The sequence below is a fragment of the Algoriphagus pacificus genome (assembly GCF_017254845.1).
GTDB classification, from domain to species: domain Bacteria; phylum Bacteroidota; class Bacteroidia; order Cytophagales; family Cyclobacteriaceae; genus Algoriphagus; species Algoriphagus pacificus.
Genome location: NZ_JAFKCU010000003.1, coordinates 895,861 through 913,281, shown reverse-complemented (window position 1 = coordinate 913,281; position 17,421 = coordinate 895,861). Strand labels below are relative to the sequence as shown.

Here is a 17,421-nt window from a genome sequence, read left to right as displayed (position 1 = left end):
TCTTGCCTTTTGTCAAGTGGATTTGAATCTCACCTATTGAACTTTGCATTAAAGTTTAATTGGCATGTCAGAAATTTCTACTTCAATCGTAATATTTTTCACTTTTACAACCTTAGTTACTTTGTTGTGTTTTTATCATACCCATAAAAGTAGAAAGCAACTTGCAGGTATCTTCATTTGGATGGCTGTAGTCGGAATCTTGGGATATTTTGGGTTTTACCGAGTTCAAAATACGATACCACCAAGATTTGTTTTTCTTTTGGCTCCAGGTATCCTTTTCGTTATTGTATATTTTTTCTTTACAAAAAACAATACGATTAGCAATGAGGAAAATTTCAAATGGTTGACTTTATTGCATACGATTAGAATTCCTGTAGAAATCGTATTGTACTATGTTTTCATAGAAGGTTATATTCCTGATTTAATGACTTTTGAGGGTTATAACTATGATATTCTTTCTGGCATTTCAGCACCAATAATTTACTATGCCGTATTTGTGAAGAAATGGATTGGAAAAAAGGGGCTTTTAATATGGAATTTCATTTGTTTAGGACTGTTAGTTAATATTTTGACTATAGCAGTTTTGAGTGCTCAAACCCCAATTCAGCAATTAGCATTTGACCAACCCAATATTGGTGTAACTTACTTTCCTTTTGTTTGGCTTCCTGCTGTAATTGTACCTATTGTACTTTATTCGCATTTAGTAAGCATAAAATTATTGTTGAATTTTCGAAATAGTAAAACTGCAGCTAACAATGGCTATAAGTAATTGCTTGTTTTCGCTTAATTCTGAACATTCCCCAGGATTTTCAATTTGGTGTGTACTTTCAAGGTTTAATGCTAAACCACGCAAATACTCATAGTCGAGCCTTTGATAATACCTTAGACGCTTTCTTAACTGCTGTTTAGCAATTCTTTAGGTTACTTTCCGATACAGAATTTGGAGAAGATACCTGCCTACCGGCAGGCAGGTTCGCCTCAAATCATTTTTTAAATTTATTTACCAATGCAGAAAAATGAAATGATTGAAAATGAATTGTTTACAATAGGTGAGGTACAAAAAAATGTACCTTTTAGGAATTATATGTCCTTATTTAAAAGTACAACAAAATTAATTTACTTTTTTTTAAAAACTAGTGTCCTGAGGTTTTTTTAGTTTTATTTTTCTAACCGACAACAAACGATTGTAAATGACAACAAACGACTATAAACGATTATCAACTGACTACTTAGAAATGGTTCTTTTAATATGCCTTTCAAAAAGCCATGGAATCGAATCAATTCATAGTTATTTACAGGCCATTGCCCAAAGCTGGAAGGATTAAAGTTTATATTCCATTTCAGCTTAAAAATGAAAGAGAAAAATTCAAAAAACTGAATACCAGCTTTTATCATCCTACCCAGAAACTATGGAGCATTGTCCATACTGAGGAAAATTGGAAGCTACTTCAAGCTATTTTTAATGGAATTTTTACTATTGAGGAATCGGTAAAAAAATCAATTATTCCATCTAAAAACCTAAATGAATCTTCTGAATCCATCTTAATTGCGTTGAAACAAAAGCTAATCTTAAAGGCTTTTAGCCAATCCACTATTAAGGGTTATTGCTCAGCATTGAGGCCATTTCTTTCATTTTTTGAAGCCAGAGAACTGAAGGATCTCAGCAAGGAGGACATTGAATCCTTCGTGTACCACCAAATCAGTAAATACAAGATTTCAGAAAGTGCGCAAAATACTTTGATCAACGCTATCAAGGCTTATTATGAACATGTTTTGGGTAGGGAGCGGACCATTTATGATATTCAAAGACCTAAAAAAAGCCTTGTTCTTCCAAATATCCTGAGCCAGGAAGAAATCAAAGCCATCTTGGCAAGTGTAGAAAACCTGAAGCATCGCACTGTTCTGATGTTAATTTATAGTGCTGGTTTAAGGATAAGTTAAGCCATCAAATTAAGAGTACGGGACATACATTCGGATGAAGGTTATATTTTCATCAAAGGTGCAAAAGGTAAAAAAGACCGGAAAACGGTTCTATCTCCTGTGTTACTGACTCTCTTGAGAAAATACTACTTAGCTTATAAACCTTCATATTGGCTTTTTGAAGGGCAGGAGGGAGGACAATATTCCGCAACCAGTATCCAGGCTGTATTTCGAAGGGCAGTAGAAAAAAGCAATTCAAATCCATGGGCAACGGTGCATTCATTAAGACATAGTTTTGCCACGCATCTACTTCAAAAAGGAACGAATCTGCGCTACGTTCAGGTATTGTTAGGTCATGAAAGCAGTAAGACCACAGAGATTTATACACATGTACTTTCTATCTCAAATAAAAATATTCAGAGCCCGCTTGATGGGATTGACGAAATTCTTAATTTGGTTTCAACAACACCTAATACCTCTGTGGATAAAAGCGATATAAACGCTATAGACTCGGAATCTTTAGGTTTAGCGAGGTGTTGAACTAAACCGACTTTGTCGGTAGTTTTTTAATTGATCAATCCCCTGTAAATCAGGTTGTACCATTTAATTTTATCCATGTTTCATTTTAATTTTTAAAAACATGGAAAAAAAAACCTCCGTCAGCGCATGTATGAAGCGATGCGTTTGCGGAATTATTCAGACAGAACGATCAAGTCCTACCTGAGTTGTATTTCATTGGTCAGCAGGAATCTGTCCAAAAGTCCTGATCTGATCAGTTCGGAGGAACTGAAGGGTTATTTGCTCAAGAGGATCGACGGTGAGGGGCTTTCTCCCTCCAGTACCAATTTAATCATCAGTGCATTTAGGATATTGACCATGGAGGTTCTGGGAAGTGACTGGGAACAGCTAAAAATCCGACGTCCCAAAAAGCCCAAGCCCATACCGGTTGTTTTTTCGAAGGAAGAGATCTGCCGGATATTGGATGTCCTGAAGAACCGGAAGCATTATTGTCTGGTGGCCTTGACCTATGGGTCTGGGCTTCGGTTAAGTGAAGTGGTCCATTTAAGACCCGATGATCTTGACAGTGACCGAATGCAGATTCGGGTGAGATCAGGAAAAGGCAACAAGGGGAGGTACACGCTTCTTCCCCGGGAATTATTGGGCAGACTCCGGGACTATTACCGTCTCTATCGTCCGAAGGAGTTTTTGTTTGAGGGGAGGTTTGCCGGAAAACCCTACAGCTTTACCAGTGCCCAGACGGTACTTAGAGCGGCGATGGTGAAAGCCCATATCACCAAGGATGCTTCCTTCCATACCCTGCGCCATTCCTTTGCCACACACCTGCTGGAATCGGGTGTGAATGTGCGTATGATCCAGGAACTGTTGGGACACCGTTCCCTGCAGACCACTACGGTCTATCTCCACGTGTGCAAGTTTGAGCCTTCCCAAATAGAAAGTCCATTGGACAGACTTTAAATGGAAACGGTAAACAAACGGTCCTCTGGCCCCGAGCTGGCAGACGTTTTCAGGAACTGTCAGCAGGATTATCTTTCCCGGCACCGTCTCACTGCTGACCAGCACAAAGCATTCCGGGCAATAGTCACCTGTAGGACCAGTATCCAAGGCAGTCATCGGTTGATCTGTGAGGATTGTGATCACGTCAAAACCTGTTACAACAGCTGCAGGAACAGGCACTGCCCCAAATGCCAGTATGTGCGGCAGTTGCTGTGGGTGGAAAGGCTTAAGTCGAGGCTTCTGCCTGTGCGGTATTTTCATGTGGTGTTCACGGTTCCCCAGGTGTTGCGCCCCCTGTTCTACCTGAACCAGAAGAAGTGCTATGACCTGTTGTTCGCATCCTCTGCCGAGGCGGTCAGGAAAACAGGTTCAAACCCCTCATTTTTGGGAGTCCAAACAGGAAACTTATCAGTACTGCATACCTGGGGACAATCGCTGAGCTACCATCCCCACATCCATATGCTCATCCCTGCAGGAGGAGTGGATCAGGATGGGATGGAATGGGTTTACTCGCACCGGAAGTTTTTCGTTCCCGTCAAGGCACTGTCACCTGTGTTCCGGGGCCTGCTTTTTTCCGGTCTGGAAAAACACCTGAACAATGGCGAACTCACACTGCCTGATCGGGAAAGGGAGCTTTATGAGGACAGAAAAGCGCTCAGAAAGCTACTCTATGAAAAGAACTGGCATGTCTATATCAAAAAGACCTTCCGGGGAGCGGGGCAGGTTGTCAGTTACCTGGGAAGATATACCCATCGGGTGGCTATCAGCAACAGCAGGATCCAAGAGGTTGACAAAACATCTGTGAAGTTCCGATACAAAGATTACCGGACCAACAGGATTGGATTGATGGAGCTGTCCACCACAGAGTTTATCCGAAGGTTTCTTCAACACATCCTTCCCACCGGCTTTTACAAGATCCGGTATTACGGGATCCTTTCCCCGGCAACAGGTAGCAGGATAGACTGCTTTGCCTTGCTGAAAAGCCAGAAAAAAGAGTCGCAGTACCTTGGATATAGTACCTACGGATTGTTGGTGGGTATTTTGGGAGAAGAAATGTTCAGATGCCCCTGTTGCAGAAAAGGAAGGATGGTCTATGTGGTGCCAAGCATACATCAGAACAGTTCTTAAATAAAGTAGGCATGCAAGTTCTTTGAATAGCTTCAAACTGTTATCTTGGGTACAAAACTCCCGGGGAATCCTATGCCTGATTGAATCGCTGACAAGGGAAAAAGAAGATACCTGGAGCCCAGGACCAAAAAGATAAAAAACAAAAAAGAGACAAATCCCGAAAACCTGTGAAGATCAATGCCCATAAGAAGGTCGGTTTGGTCCAACACGGTTTTAACCACATCCGGTTGACGTTAACTAGTGTGGTTAATTTTTTGGCGGAATGTGTTTAAAACTCTTTACGTTGTGAAACATTGACAACATCATGGATATAGGTATAGAAAAATATTCGATCCGGATTTGTTTGAAGCTGATTCTTGCTATTAGTGTTTTTGGATGTTCCATAAATAACAAAACAGGTAAGGGCCTCGATTCTGAAATTCCATCATTAAATGGCAGCGGAGTGGTTTATCGCAGCACCTTCACCTATGAGTTTCTAAATACTGCCAAGACTGATACCATCGTTGACTTTCAGCATTATGCTGTTCCAGAACAAGCCGCCTTCCCGACTAATACCTTTGAAGGCAGATTACGATTTGGTGATTTGGGCCGCAGAGGGACAAATAAATTTATAATCGAGGATAGCACCAGTGCAATTTCGCAGGACGAATGGGCCGATATTCTGTTATTTGACTTTGAATTTATTCAACAAGGTTCTTACATCATTCCACTAAAGAGGGGCTTTCAAATGAACGAAGGCACGTATTATGAGTTCATTGTTGAGCCCGGTCGGGTTTGGGACGAAAATGGAGATAATGGTTACAGTAGAGTATCAATTCCATTTGCCCTGAAGGAAAAAAATCAAAATTGTATTTATAACGGTGCCATGTCATTCTTATTTAAAAACGATGGCTCTACTTCCTCACTTGTGTTCCAGACAGCAAGTGAAACATGCCCTTACCGCAAAGTCAATATTTGGGGTACTGTCAAAGCTGATTACACACCCTATCCCATTCCCGAAAAAGAGCAGTACATCGAGAAATACATTCGTGAAGTGAAGGGACGCATACCAGTAAAACCGATTTCCGAATTAGAAAAGGATTATCCTGGAGCGGACCCTATTCAATTTAGTTCTCCCACAGAGGTGAATTCTCAGGATATGACAATCTATGGCTTCTTGATTGATGGTGTACATTACCTGAGTACACCCGAAACACGTTATGGGACCTACCCATTTCCTGAATCACTGAGTATTCCTTCCTACTCCACTGCAAAAAGCATAGCCGCAGGGATAGGATTGATGCGTATGGAGAAATTGTATTCGGGCAGTTCATCAACAACAATTGCTTCGGTCGTTCCTGAAAGCGTTGAAAGCGGGAACTGGGCTGATGTTACGTTTGTAAATGCTTTGGATATGGCTACCGGTAATTATTTGGAATCCCGTGACACGAATGATGAAGACATCTATTTAGAAACAGAATGGGAGGGCCTTAACTTCTTTTTGGATTTAGATCATCAATCAAAACTTTCATTTTCCATAAATCGATTTCCAAGGAAAAGTACTCCCGGAGAACAGTTTGCCTATCATACTTCAGATACCTATTTGCTCGGAACAGCCATGAATGCTTATTTAAGATCTATTAGAAACAGTCCAAAAGCAGATTATTTTCGTGATTTGGTTGTTGAAGATATTTTGAAACCGATTGGAACCAGCCCTGGCAGCTGGGAAATTGCAAGGACATATGACTCAGTAGCCCAGCCATTTTCTGGATATGGATTGGTTTTTTTACCTGATGATATCGTCAAAATCGGACATTTTTTGCTTAGCGGTGGTATTATTAACGGAGAACAAATACTTGATACAAAGATGTTATCAGATGTAATGAATGCCTCCACCTCCAGCGTTTTGAGTACTAGCTGGAATGCCCTTAAATATTCCAAAGGGTTTTGGCTGCTGGATCTATCTGAGATTCAATCTTTCGGAAATTGTTTAGTGTCAGAATCCGAATTGATTCCTTATATGAGTGGTTATGGTGGAATCAGAGTATTCTTATTACCAAATGGTACGGTCTATTATTACTTTAGTGATAATTTTGAATATGCAGGCCTTGAAGGCGTTAAAGAATCAAACAAAATCAGGAGTTTTTGCAACTAATCAGTTCACAAAGAACGTGTCACAACATTGTATAAGAGCAATAGCGGGTGAAGTGGTAAAATCAAGGCCTGTACATTTAATAAACTTTTGGGGTGGCGGACCGGTAATTGCCCTGAAATCCGCAACAGCTCTTATACTTAATCGTTAGCTAATTAATTTATACCTAATCGGGTATACTTTCTGTTTTAGGCTTATTATTTATACCTGTACGGGTATATTTTTGCTAAGAAAATCATTTTTATACCCGTTTGGGTATATTTTTTTGTTTTTATCACTTTATTTATACCCGAAAGGGTATAATTTTATTATGGAAAAGCTGAGCCGATTTGTAAAAGAAAGACGTAAAAAACTGGGGTTAACACAAGAAGACCTGTCGTTTAAAGCTGGCGTTGGACTACGATTTGTGCGTGATCTAGAACAAGGAAAGAAATCATTAATGATTGATAAAGTCAATCAGGTTTTATCATTATTTGGCCATGAACTAGGACCTATACCAACAGAAAGAAACGAGCCTGAATGAAATGACCAAGAAAACAAGAAAATGGAAACTGAAAGAAACCTCAATCAACCTTTTTGTTAAACCCGAAAAGGGCTTAAAATTTGGTGTCTATTTCATACCTATTAGACTTTTTTTTTTTGGAAAAGACCCGGCTGGAGTAAGACGGTTCCTTTTTTATAGGGTGCTGACAACACAAAATATTGTTGAGTATTGAAAGTAATAAGACCTTCGAGACTGAAATTCATTTACTTCCTATCAAAATAAAAACATTCAAAGCTTGTGGTGGATAGGATTGACGAAATTCTTAATTTGCTTACTATAACATCCCATTCCCTGCGAGCAAAGCGAATATATACCCAATAGACTTGTAGGACTGGGGTTTATACATGTGTACTGCAATATTATACTATGAAAAATATAACAGCCTTTTTTCTCGTTTTAGCAATTTCTTTCAGCTGTCAATCAGAAAAGGATTTTACAGACGAAGTCAATAATTACGTTCAAGCGTTCAACAGTCGGAATATTACAGATTATGTTAATTTCTTAATTCCTGCGGAATACGGTAATAACGAAGAATATAAGACCAATTTAGTTGAAGCTTATAATAGGATTTTGGAAGGTGATGAAAGAAAATTGAGTAACGTCCAAATCATCCACTTCGTTAAAAAAGAAGATCAAACTCAGCTACTTTTCTCTGCAGATCACGGTAACTCATCAACTTTTTTTATAGGTAGGACAGATTCCGATAATATCTTAAAATTCTCGACCTTATTCAGTTCCAATATGAGAATTGATCAAATTACCCAAAAAATACCTGAGTTAGACACTTCTTTTTATGATCTGATTGAACCAGGATGGGAAAATGTTATTCGATTTAAAGCAGGAGAAAGGATTCCGGATTTAGAGTGGATAAGTATTTCAGGCAAAGAAATTAAAACTCGTGAAATTTCAGATCAAATAATAGTTCTAAACTTCTGGCATACAACATGTGCCCCGTGTATCAAAGAAATTCCTGAATTGAATCAACTGGTAACTAAGTACCCCAAAGTCAATTTTGTTGCTCCCATTTCTGATATTGATGTTGATTACCTTAAGGACAAATTCTTAACTAAATACAATTTCAATTATGATGTGGTTATAGTTAATGGGAATGATTATAATGTTTATAGCTTTCCAAAACACATTGTAATAAAAGATTCAAAAGTTGTTGAAATAATCGACGGTTATAGCGAGGGTAATATTTCTAAGCTCGAAATGGCAATTCTGGAGGATATTTAATTTTGCAATTCATTATACAAACCTAACCCTATCTTGGATCGAAATTTCCTCATCGATTGCAACACTTGATGTCCTGTGGACAATCAAGCTCACCAGCTCGACCCGTTTATATTCGAAACTTTTGGCTACAACTCAGAAAAAATCGCCTGCACAAAAAAAACTTGTGTAATTACTCAATTGAGAATCTTACAATGTTTTTCAGTTTGAACTATCTCAGATCAAAAATTTTACCCTATTCCTAATAATCATTTTTATTAGAATGACTTTTACCCTATAGTTTTCGGGAAAATTTATTTTTCGATATTTCGAGTTTAAAGAGGAAGTGGATGGTAATTCAAGATTTTTTTAAGGTATTGGTATTACTGATATTCGTTAGCCAAGGAAAATTATATGATCTAAAAGTTTTTGGAAATTGAATTTTATTTCAACTAACTTTCGGAAGAATTTGGCTTTCAAAATGGGCAAAAAAGGAATAGTACTTTTTTTGGTGCTTGTCTGGTTTTTAAACCAGACTCCTGTATTTTTTCTTCCTTCCCAACCCATCATTGAGAATCAACAAACAGATAGGTTAGAGGAAATAAATGAAGCTTCTTTTCCTGGTATTTCTGCACTGGTTTCAGTAAGTAAACCTATCATTCCCGGTTTTTCAATTGACTGGACTTTATGGTCGAATTTCTGTTCAGCTTGGCCTGAATTTTTGTTTTTAACCAAGAAAGTTAAGCCTTACTTCTTAGGGAATGGAAGTGAAACCATTCCATTTTTCGACGTTAAGCAGACTTTCATTCATTTTTTTTATCCCTGGTAGAGAGACTGATTTTTCTCAAGTGAGCAAATAGCTCTGTCTTAAAAAAATCTTCCTCTAATTCAATTACACATGTTTGATATTGAACCTGTGACACTTATTGTGTCCACACTATTTATGTGCACTTTTTGTGCGCCATTCATTTATTATAGCCAAAAGAACAAAAAGAAAAATAAGCTCCTTATCTCCAAGCTTCATGAGCAGGCTAATTCTGCTGGAGCAAATCTTTCGGAAGTTGAAACCTGGAGATTCCGGTATGGGATAGGGTTTGATTCCAAGAAAAAGGTACTGGTCTATTTGCAGGATGGACAAGACCTATCCCTGAAAAGTTTTAACCTGAATGAATACCGAAAAGTAAACCTGATAAAGAAATATTCTGATGAGAAACAGGCCAACCAAAACTACCGCATTCCTGAATCAGTGGTTTTGGAATTAGTGCCAAGGCTTGAAAGCTCAGACCTCCATCAGCTTGAATTTTACCATGCGGATCATTTCACAGACCTTCAGGGAGAGACCGTATTAGCGGATAAGTGGTATCAAACGCTTAAAAATCAAGTTCATTCCTAAGGGAAGTGGCTGTTTCTTATTCCTGTCAATTAGGCCTTCAACTACGCTCAGGCAGACAGATTTGAGACAGCCACTTTTGATGTTTTCTATGAAGATGGAAATTAAAAATGAGACCTGGGGATCCAGGACCGGTTTGATACTTGCCATGGCGGGTAATGCAGTAGGGTTGGGGAACTTTCTGAGGTTTCCGGTACAGGCCATCCAGAATGGGGGAGGTACATTCATCATTCCCTATTTGGTTTGTTTTGTCCTATTGGGGATTCCCTTATTGTTTACCGAATGGTCTATTGGAAGATTTGGTGGTAAATCCGGAAATCACAGTACCCCTTATATCTTAGAAGCCATGGGTAAAGGATCTTGGTGGAAATACATCGGGGTCTTTGGGATATTCACCAACATCGCTGTTGTTGCTTATTACACCTACATCGAATCATGGACGCTGATCTACGTCTTCCATACCTTATTCGGAACCTTTTCTGACCTTTCACAAACTGCCGTAAGCGAGTATTTTCTACAGTATGTGAATCTGACAGGATCGGATTTTGGTATCCCTTTATTCCCTTTGTGGATCTATATTATCGTATTGGGAATCAATTGTTATATTCTTTCCACAGGATTGGGAGGTATAGAAAAAGTGGCCAAAATCGGCATGCCACTTTTGATTTTATTTGGGGTTATTCTGGCTGTAAAAGGCTGGTCGATGGGCGCTGAAAATGCGACAGAACTAATTCCCGATGCCAATGCTTGGGATGGATTAAATTTTCTTTGGACTCCACAGTTCAGCTCATTATGGGACCCAAAAGTATGGTTAGCGGCAGCGGGTCAGATCTTTTTCACTCTCTCAGTTGGCATGGGTTCCATCCAATGCTATGCTTCCTATCTCAAGGCTAATGAAGATATTGCCCTCAATTCCCTTACTTCAGGTTTTACCAATGAATTTGTGGAGATCGTCTTGGGAAGTGCCATTGTTATCCCCATAGCTGCTGGATTCCTAGGAATGGATTGGGTTCTGAACAATGCAGGATTTGGAATGGCATTTCAAACCATGCCTTACTTGTTCCAACAATGGGGGGCAGTTTTTGGTACCATTGCCGGGGTTTGCTGGTTTGGCTTGTTGTTCTTTGCAGGAATCACCTCATCCCTCGCCATGGGAACACCCTGGATGGGCTTTATGAAAGATGAGTTTGGCTGGGGCAAAGTGAAAGGAGCTCTCAGTTTTGGGCTTTTGGCTTTGATTATGGGCGCACCAACTATCCTTTTTTATCAATATGGTTACTTCGAGGAATACGATTACTGGGCAGGAACTGTCAGTCTGGTCATATTTGCCTTTCTTGAAATGATTTTGTTTGCCTGGGTTTTTGGAATAAACAGGGGTTGGGAGGAATTGAATTCCGGAGCTGATATTCAGGTTCCTGCTTTCTTCAAATGGGTCATGTGTTATGTTACACCAGTTTTGCTTCTGTTTGTATTACTTGGAGCCATGCTTACACCTGAGGGAAATGACTGGCAGGAAGCTTTCACAGGTTTATGGAAAGGAGAGGGTTGGAAGCTTGATGCCCATTCACTGATCGCAAAAATTAGCCATGAAGACCTGAAGCATTCCTTGGAGGCAAAAGAGGGGACTGAAGATGGTAATTGGTTATCAGACCGAGTCTTTTTCTCCAATTTGGCAAGAATCCAATTAGTGGTCCTGTTTGTATTTATCTCAGTCATTGTCTGGTTTTCAGGAGTAAAACGTAAATCTATTTCCCATGAATAATTCCGCCTTACTACTTTCCGTTCTTGTCCAATTAGCTGTGGTAGGAATGACCTGCTATTGTTTCTATCTCGTGCTTAAAAAACCTAAATAGAAAACGGGCATCCGATACAATGGTTTTTATTGAACCAATCAAGAAAAACCTTGGCATCATTTAATCAGCCTTGGTATTTAATAGAAATTCTTATTTCTATTAAATACCTTGTTCAAACAAGCTTCTCAGTTCAGATTCTACTTCTACTACTTGATTCAGCTTCTCAACTAGTTGCTCATATTTCAATAGCACTTCTTTCCCAAAAGGGGTTACCTCAGCACCACCACCCATTTTCCCTCCTTTTTGGGAAACAATCACTGGTGATTTGCTGATTTCATTGATTCGGTGGATCATATCCCAAGCTTTTTTGTAGGACATATTCATTTCCTTTGCAGCCAATGAAATGGAGCCTTTCCGATCTATCATGTTCATTAATTGATAGGGCCCAGGACCAAAAAACTTTTGTCCGTCATGTTCAAGCCAACAGCGAATTCTTATTTCCTTCATAGGATTAAAGTACTGATAATTGAAAGCTTTTTTAATTGTTTGATTTAATTAAGTAAAAGGAAAGTGTAATTCGATATATTTATAAATATATATCGAAATGAATTCCAAGAATGAAACTCAACTATTTTCTCCTATTAATTCTCATATCCCTTTTTTTTATTTGCTGTGAAAATGATGATTTAGATCCAATAGACACTCAAGTTTATGAGGGAGTTATACAGACAAATCCTCAGAATTTTCCTTCTGGCGGGGGGATAGATTTTGATGCGAATGAAACAGGGCAAATTGCTCAATTGGATACAGCTGCATCTTTTCAATTTGATCTTAAAATAATAGCCTACCGAACTGCAGAAGGGGGAAGGCCAGCAGTGTTCTTATTCGGAGATGAGACCAATGCTTCTTCAGTAATGGCACTTGATATTTCTAGCTTTTCTGAAATTGGAACAGAGCCAATTGCATTTCAAAATTTTCAAGAAATAACCGCCGAAATGATCAATGCTCTGGAGCCTGATGGGGTATTTGATTTTGAACCTGAAGTAGATCTGGATGCTCAGGGTAGACCTATATTGGAAATTTTAGAGGATGCTTTTTCTGCTTTGGTAATTGGAGATAAAGTAGTGCGGTTGGATGAGGTTGATCAACCAGTATTTTTGATTCAAACTAGAGAAGGAAAGATGTATAAGTTTCAGCATGTATCCAGAGAAGGAGGTGGAGCTGTTACCATCCGATGGGCAAGGCTTAAATAAATGCTCAAAAAGCTAGTCAAATATATTTGGTATATACAGGTGGTCCAGTTGATTGCTTTAAAGACTTTTGCCCAAACACTACCTACCAAAGTAAATGAGTTGAATCTTGAAGAAGTTTTGGTATTAGGAAAGACGGAAATTGATACTATCAAGATTTCTGGGACTAAACCCAGGGCAATGGATATTCTTGCGAATTTACCGGGCATTTTTAGGATCCATGATAATAGTTATCCTATTATTTACAGAGGGATGACTTCAAACCGACTACGTATAGAAAAGGACGGAGCTACAAAATTAGGGATTCTCAACCAAGGCTATTTTGGAAATGATATCAATCCGGATGAGCTTTTGGAAATTGACCTCGTAGAAGGAATGGAAAAGGTCGTTTATGGAAGTGGAGCCATGGGAGGAGTCATCGATATCCAAATGAAACCTCCAACTTTAGATGAATCCCATCAACTTTATTACCACTTTGGGTCAAATTCCAATTCTCATACCCTTGGAGGTAGATGGGGAGTAGGGGATTCTATCAAGGGGTTCAAAATAAGAGTCCGGACTCAAACTTCAGGGAATTATTCTTATGCAAAAAAAGAAGAGGCTCAAAACTCTTCATCTTCCCAAAACAACTTATCTCTATCCTCCTTCTTATCAAAAAATGAGGGTTTTCAAATTCAATGGAATCAAAGCTTTTCCAATGGATATTGGGAAAGGCCACAGGGATTTCAAAATAATCCTAATGAGTTAAGGTCATTTAAAGATCATATTAATTACCAAGGAAATATCAAGGTCTTTTGGGGGTCAGACTTAAAAAATCAGGAAAATATCTGGACAACTTTTCAGAAATCCAGCCAATTCAGGGATAGTTATCATCTGGACTTCAGTCGTTTAAATTTCAAAGAAATCCGGGAATATGATCAACTTTCTTTTGGACATAAATACCAAAGGCCTATCCGGATAAATAAAAAACTGACAGGAAAAATAGGGACGGATTTTTTATGGATCAGACAATTTGAAAGTGGGATGCTGGAAAATCTGTTGGATGATGTGATAGAATTTGAAGAAAAAAGTCTGGCAGGGATGCAATCCAGAACAGGAGTTTTTATGACAGGCAAGTATAGAGCTGAATCGAAACTGAATCTGGATTTTGGAATAAGGGCAGATCTGAATTCCTTAGGGAAATCTAAAGTCCAATGGAGAGGTATTGTAACGGGTGCTACCTCTCTTAATTGGAAGATTTCGGATCATGTTAAATCCGTCTGGACATTAGGAAGGTATTTTAGATGGCCGACATTTCAGGAAAGTTCTGGGGAGTTTTTCGGAGGCAGGGGGATTTTTCTTGGCAATGAAAATATCCTTCCTGAGAAAAGTTATCAATTGGATTGGATTTTTGAAGGCAGGATAGGCCGTCTTCAATTTAAATGGAATTCTTGGCTAGCGTTTCAATTGGACAGAATCACAGAAATTCCCATGGAGATTGGGTATTACAGCTATGAAAATACAGAGAAAGCTAGATCCATGGGGTTTGAGACACAGTTGGATTATTTGATCTGGAACAGAAACAATCAATATTCCATTTATTTGATCCATGGATTTCAGATTATGAGTGGAATGGATATTTCTGAAGCCGGATTTTTTAAGGGAGGAACGCCTTTGTTTGGAATACCTCCAGGAAAAAGTTCCGCTAAAGTTGTTTATTCTCAAATCTTGAACTCAAAGATTTCAATTCATTCTGAAATTCAACATGAATTTGTTCTTGCTTTTGATCAATTGCCCGAGGGAACAATTCGCCAAACTTGGGCTATCCGACCCTCTGAGGCATATCACCTTTTAAATGCAAAAATTGAAGCCCAAATAACAAACAAAAAGAACTTTATGAACTTAGGGATGGAAGTAAAGAATATGACAGATGAATATTATGTTCCTTTTGGGATCAATGTTCCTGGAATAGGAAGAGATTTTCAAATTTATTTCGGGTATAACTGGTAAGAGTTATAGGGTATCAATTGCAAATTGGGCAAATCGATTATCTATAAAATTCTCATAATTGATGTCTTTGGATGAAGGAACAGGACTGTGTCCCGGCAACAAATCCAGTTCCTTTGAGAAATCAGGGTTGATCAATGGAGTACTTGGGACAGCATTTTTATAGATGTCAAATATGGTCCTTAGCTCTTTTTCTGAAGCATATTTTACTGGAGATTTCATCAAAGCCCTGAAAGCTTCCTCTGGATCGTTTTTTAATAATACCTGTGCTCGGTAAATACCGGAGACTACCGATTGAATTTGAGCCTGATTAGCCTCTAGCTGATCTGATTTTACTGCTAAAAAATGGATTGCCCTTTCGCTTAATGCAGGAACGGATCCATTGGATTGGTTGATTAGTAGATTACCATTTTGATTGACGAGTGCATCTTCCAAAAATGGTGTATGAGCATACAAAAGATCTATTTCATTTTTTTCAAATGCGGCATTTTGTTGTCTTCCACCAGTAATGGAGATTTTAAAGTGATTTTCAGGATCAAACCCGTAAAATTCCAAGAGCTTCTTTAATCTGGTGACAGGCCCAGGAGCCACTCCAATTCGTAAGCCTTGAAGTTTTTCTAAAATTTGGGCAACTGTTTGGGAACTGTCAACCTGACGATCCTGAACCACAGTTGAATTTCCGATCAAGTTTACCGGATCATTTTCAAGTAGGTTGGCAATGGCTTTGATTTCCTTCCCTTCGGATGCAAATTCGATTAAAAGGGGTCTTGGCAAAATCGTGATGGAAGGACCTTCAGCATCAAAAAGCTCATCAAAGGAGCGCTTATTTTTTGGGTACTTTAATTGAATAGAATCATCAATAAATCCTGCCCCTACTGCCACGTAAAAATTGATCCATTGAAGGTTATTACTTTCTGGCAAAATAAAGGTGATTTGATCAGCCTTTGAAACTGCCTCTTTGTTTTTTAGTTGGATTAACCCATTATAAACAAAGAAAAAAAGTATAAGAATTGAAGTGTACAGGTGCATAGATTAATGGACTGATAGAAGAAAGCTTGAATGAAACTGATTGATTCAAAAGGATATGAATTTGAAGCTAATTTCTCATTATTCAGTTTTAATTGAATTAAAATCTCAATAAAGAATTTCACAATAATGAACCATTCTACTTGTTCAAGTATAATATTAAAACGATTTCATCTTAAGAATAACTTGAAAGTGATATTAATTATAGAGCCTTCTAAATTCTTTCGATCCTTTTTAAATACTAGCCGAATGCTTAATTTAGACCTATTTGGAATCGAAATTAAAGTTTTGATTTTTTTGGTTTTGGCTCGGACAGTTTCATGAACGCTTTGCTCTAGAAACAATACATCTCAAATAATGGTGGTTTTTTTGAAGTCTCTTTTTTTCTAAAAGGATCAATCTATTATGTTTGTCGATTGAGCTAGTTACTAAATCTACTTACCTACTGGAAATTAACATCTCTCACCTTGTTATTCAATTCCTTCGATTTTGCAATATTTCTACCAATCGTGTTTTTACTCTATTGGTTTATTTTGAAGAAACACCACAGATCGCAGAATATTTTGCTCTTGGTGGCAAGCTATATTTTCTATGGCTGGTAGGATTGGAAATTTTTGATTTTAATCTTCTTCAGAACGCTGGTGGATTTCACAATAGGGATTTTGTTGGATCAGGAAAAAGATGTTTTTAAAAGAAGAATCTTATTGTTTTTTAGCCTTTTTTTCAACCTCGGTACGCTTGGGTTTTTCAAATATTACAATTTCTTCTTTGAGAATTTTGTAAATGTATTTTCCATATTTGGAGTCCCAATTCAAGCGAATTCCCTGAATATTATTCTTCCTGTGGGGATTAGTTTTTATACCTTTCAGACACTCAGCTATACGCTGGATATCTATAAAGGAAAGTTGAAGGCCACAAGGGATTTGCCTGCATTTATGGCATTCATAAGCTTTTTTCCACAATTGGTTGCAGGGCCAATTGAAAGAGCTTCCAATTTACTCCCACAATTCCTTACAAAAAGGACCTTTAACAACAGTGAGGCAGCAGACGGTTTAAGTCAAATATTATGGGGTTTGTTTAAGAAAATCGTAATCGCCGATAATTGTGCAAAATTTGCAAATCAGATATTCAATAATTCCACATCCTACGAAGGAAGCACTCTTTTGCTTGGGGCTGTTTTTTTTACATTTCAGATTTATGGTGATTTTTCCGGTTATTCTGATATAGCAATCGGAACATCCCGCCTTTTTGGTTTCAACTTGATGAAGAATTTTGCTTTTCCTTATTTTTCAAGGGATATAGCAGAATTTTGGCGGCGCTGGCATATTTCGCTTTCTTCTTGGTTTAAGGACTACGTGTATATCCCTTTGGGAGGGAGTAAATGTGGGAAAAGGCAGCAAGTCAGGAATGTATCATTTTCTTTCTCAGTGGTTTGTGGCATGGTGCCAATTGGACTTTTGTTATTTGGGGACTTTTGAATGCTGTCTATTTTTTCCCTTGTTGCTGTTGGGGAAAAACAGGAATAA

Annotated in this window: 16 protein-coding genes; 14 read left to right on the top strand and 2 right to left on the bottom strand. The window is 38.3% G+C overall.

The annotated features are described in order from the left end of the window. Nucleotides 1–64 precede the first annotated feature (64 nt). The 11 genes from J0A69_RS16345 (at nucleotide 65) to J0A69_RS16295 (ending at nucleotide 11,602) form a co-directional block, all read left to right on the top strand. Nucleotides 65–769, top strand: a complete 705-nt coding sequence (locus tag J0A69_RS16345; RefSeq protein ID WP_206587660.1) for a hypothetical protein — start codon at nucleotides 65–67, stop codon at nucleotides 767–769. Between the two features lie 421 nt (nucleotides 770–1,190). Then, nucleotides 1,191–1,325, top strand: coding sequence for a DnaD domain protein (locus tag J0A69_RS22785; protein ID WP_206587659.1), 135 nt, complete (start codon nucleotides 1,191–1,193; stop codon nucleotides 1,323–1,325). Further along, nucleotides 1,267–1,941: a tyrosine-type recombinase/integrase gene (locus J0A69_RS16335; RefSeq protein ID WP_206587658.1), complete on the top strand. Its 675-nt coding sequence runs from the start codon at nucleotides 1,267–1,269 to the stop codon at nucleotides 1,939–1,941. Before J0A69_RS22785 ends, J0A69_RS16335 begins: the two co-directional genes overlap by 59 nt. Nucleotides 1,942–1,944: 3 nt before the next feature. Then, a complete protein-coding gene (locus J0A69_RS16330) occupies nucleotides 1,945–2,460 on the top strand; it encodes a tyrosine-type recombinase/integrase (protein ID WP_206587702.1) in 516 nt (171 codons plus the stop codon). Nucleotides 2,461–2,586: 126 nt separating this feature from the next. Next, nucleotides 2,587–3,396, top strand: a complete 810-nt coding sequence (locus tag J0A69_RS16325; RefSeq protein WP_206587657.1) for a tyrosine-type recombinase/integrase — start codon at nucleotides 2,587–2,589, stop codon at nucleotides 3,394–3,396. Then, entirely contained in the window at nucleotides 3,397–4,563 is a 1,167-nt protein-coding gene (locus J0A69_RS16320) for an IS91 family transposase (RefSeq protein ID WP_206587656.1), read from the top strand. 304 nt (nucleotides 4,564–4,867) lie between these two features. After that, nucleotides 4,868–6,697, top strand: a complete 1,830-nt coding sequence (locus J0A69_RS16315; protein WP_206587655.1) for a serine hydrolase domain-containing protein — start codon at nucleotides 4,868–4,870, stop codon at nucleotides 6,695–6,697. Nucleotides 6,698–7,004: 307 nt separating this feature from the next. After that, a complete protein-coding gene (locus tag J0A69_RS16310) occupies nucleotides 7,005–7,217 on the top strand; it encodes a helix-turn-helix transcriptional regulator (protein ID WP_206587654.1) in 213 nt (70 codons plus the stop codon). Between the two features lie 387 nt (nucleotides 7,218–7,604). Further along, complete coding sequence (locus J0A69_RS16305) at nucleotides 7,605–8,474, top strand: TlpA family protein disulfide reductase (RefSeq protein ID WP_206587653.1); 870 nt, start codon at nucleotides 7,605–7,607, stop codon at nucleotides 8,472–8,474. Nucleotides 8,475–9,348: 874 nt separating this feature from the next. Further along, nucleotides 9,349–9,843, top strand: a complete 495-nt coding sequence (locus J0A69_RS16300) for a hypothetical protein (RefSeq protein ID WP_206587652.1) — start codon at nucleotides 9,349–9,351, stop codon at nucleotides 9,841–9,843. A 79-nt stretch (nucleotides 9,844–9,922) separates the two neighbouring features. Then, nucleotides 9,923–11,602, top strand: a complete 1,680-nt coding sequence (locus J0A69_RS16295; protein WP_236032929.1) for an SLC5/6 family protein — start codon at nucleotides 9,923–9,925, stop codon at nucleotides 11,600–11,602. Between the two features lie 190 nt (nucleotides 11,603–11,792). Here J0A69_RS16295 and J0A69_RS16290 read toward each other — a convergent pair whose 3' ends face one another. Next, nucleotides 11,793–12,140, bottom strand: coding sequence for a winged helix-turn-helix domain-containing protein (locus tag J0A69_RS16290; RefSeq protein ID WP_206587651.1), 348 nt, complete (start codon nucleotides 12,138–12,140; stop codon nucleotides 11,793–11,795). A gap of 110 nt (nucleotides 12,141–12,250) precedes the next feature. On the opposite strand from J0A69_RS16290, the gene J0A69_RS16285 reads away from it, so the two are divergent. Together J0A69_RS16285 and J0A69_RS16280 are read left to right on the top strand one after the other, a co-directional pair. After that, nucleotides 12,251–12,886 carry a hypothetical protein gene (locus J0A69_RS16285; protein ID WP_206587650.1) on the top strand — a complete coding sequence of 212 codons (636 nt, stop codon included), beginning with the start codon at nucleotides 12,251–12,253 and terminating at the stop codon, nucleotides 12,884–12,886. After that, nucleotides 12,887–14,872 carry a TonB-dependent receptor plug domain-containing protein gene (locus J0A69_RS16280; protein WP_206587649.1) on the top strand — a complete coding sequence of 662 codons (1,986 nt, stop codon included), beginning with the start codon at nucleotides 12,887–12,889 and terminating at the stop codon, nucleotides 14,870–14,872. Nucleotides 14,873–14,875: 3 nt separating this feature from the next. Here J0A69_RS16280 and J0A69_RS16275 read toward each other — a convergent pair whose 3' ends face one another. Next, on the bottom strand, nucleotides 14,876–15,898 hold the full coding sequence (locus tag J0A69_RS16275; protein ID WP_206587648.1) for an ABC transporter substrate-binding protein: 1,023 nt from the start codon (nucleotides 15,896–15,898) through the stop codon (nucleotides 14,876–14,878). Nucleotides 15,899–16,509: 611 nt separating this feature from the next. Between J0A69_RS16275 and J0A69_RS22740 the strand changes: the two genes are divergently transcribed. Then, nucleotides 16,510–17,373, top strand: coding sequence for an MBOAT family O-acyltransferase (locus J0A69_RS22740; RefSeq protein WP_317194875.1), 864 nt, complete (start codon nucleotides 16,510–16,512; stop codon nucleotides 17,371–17,373). The last annotated feature ends 48 nt before the right edge of the window (nucleotides 17,374–17,421 follow it).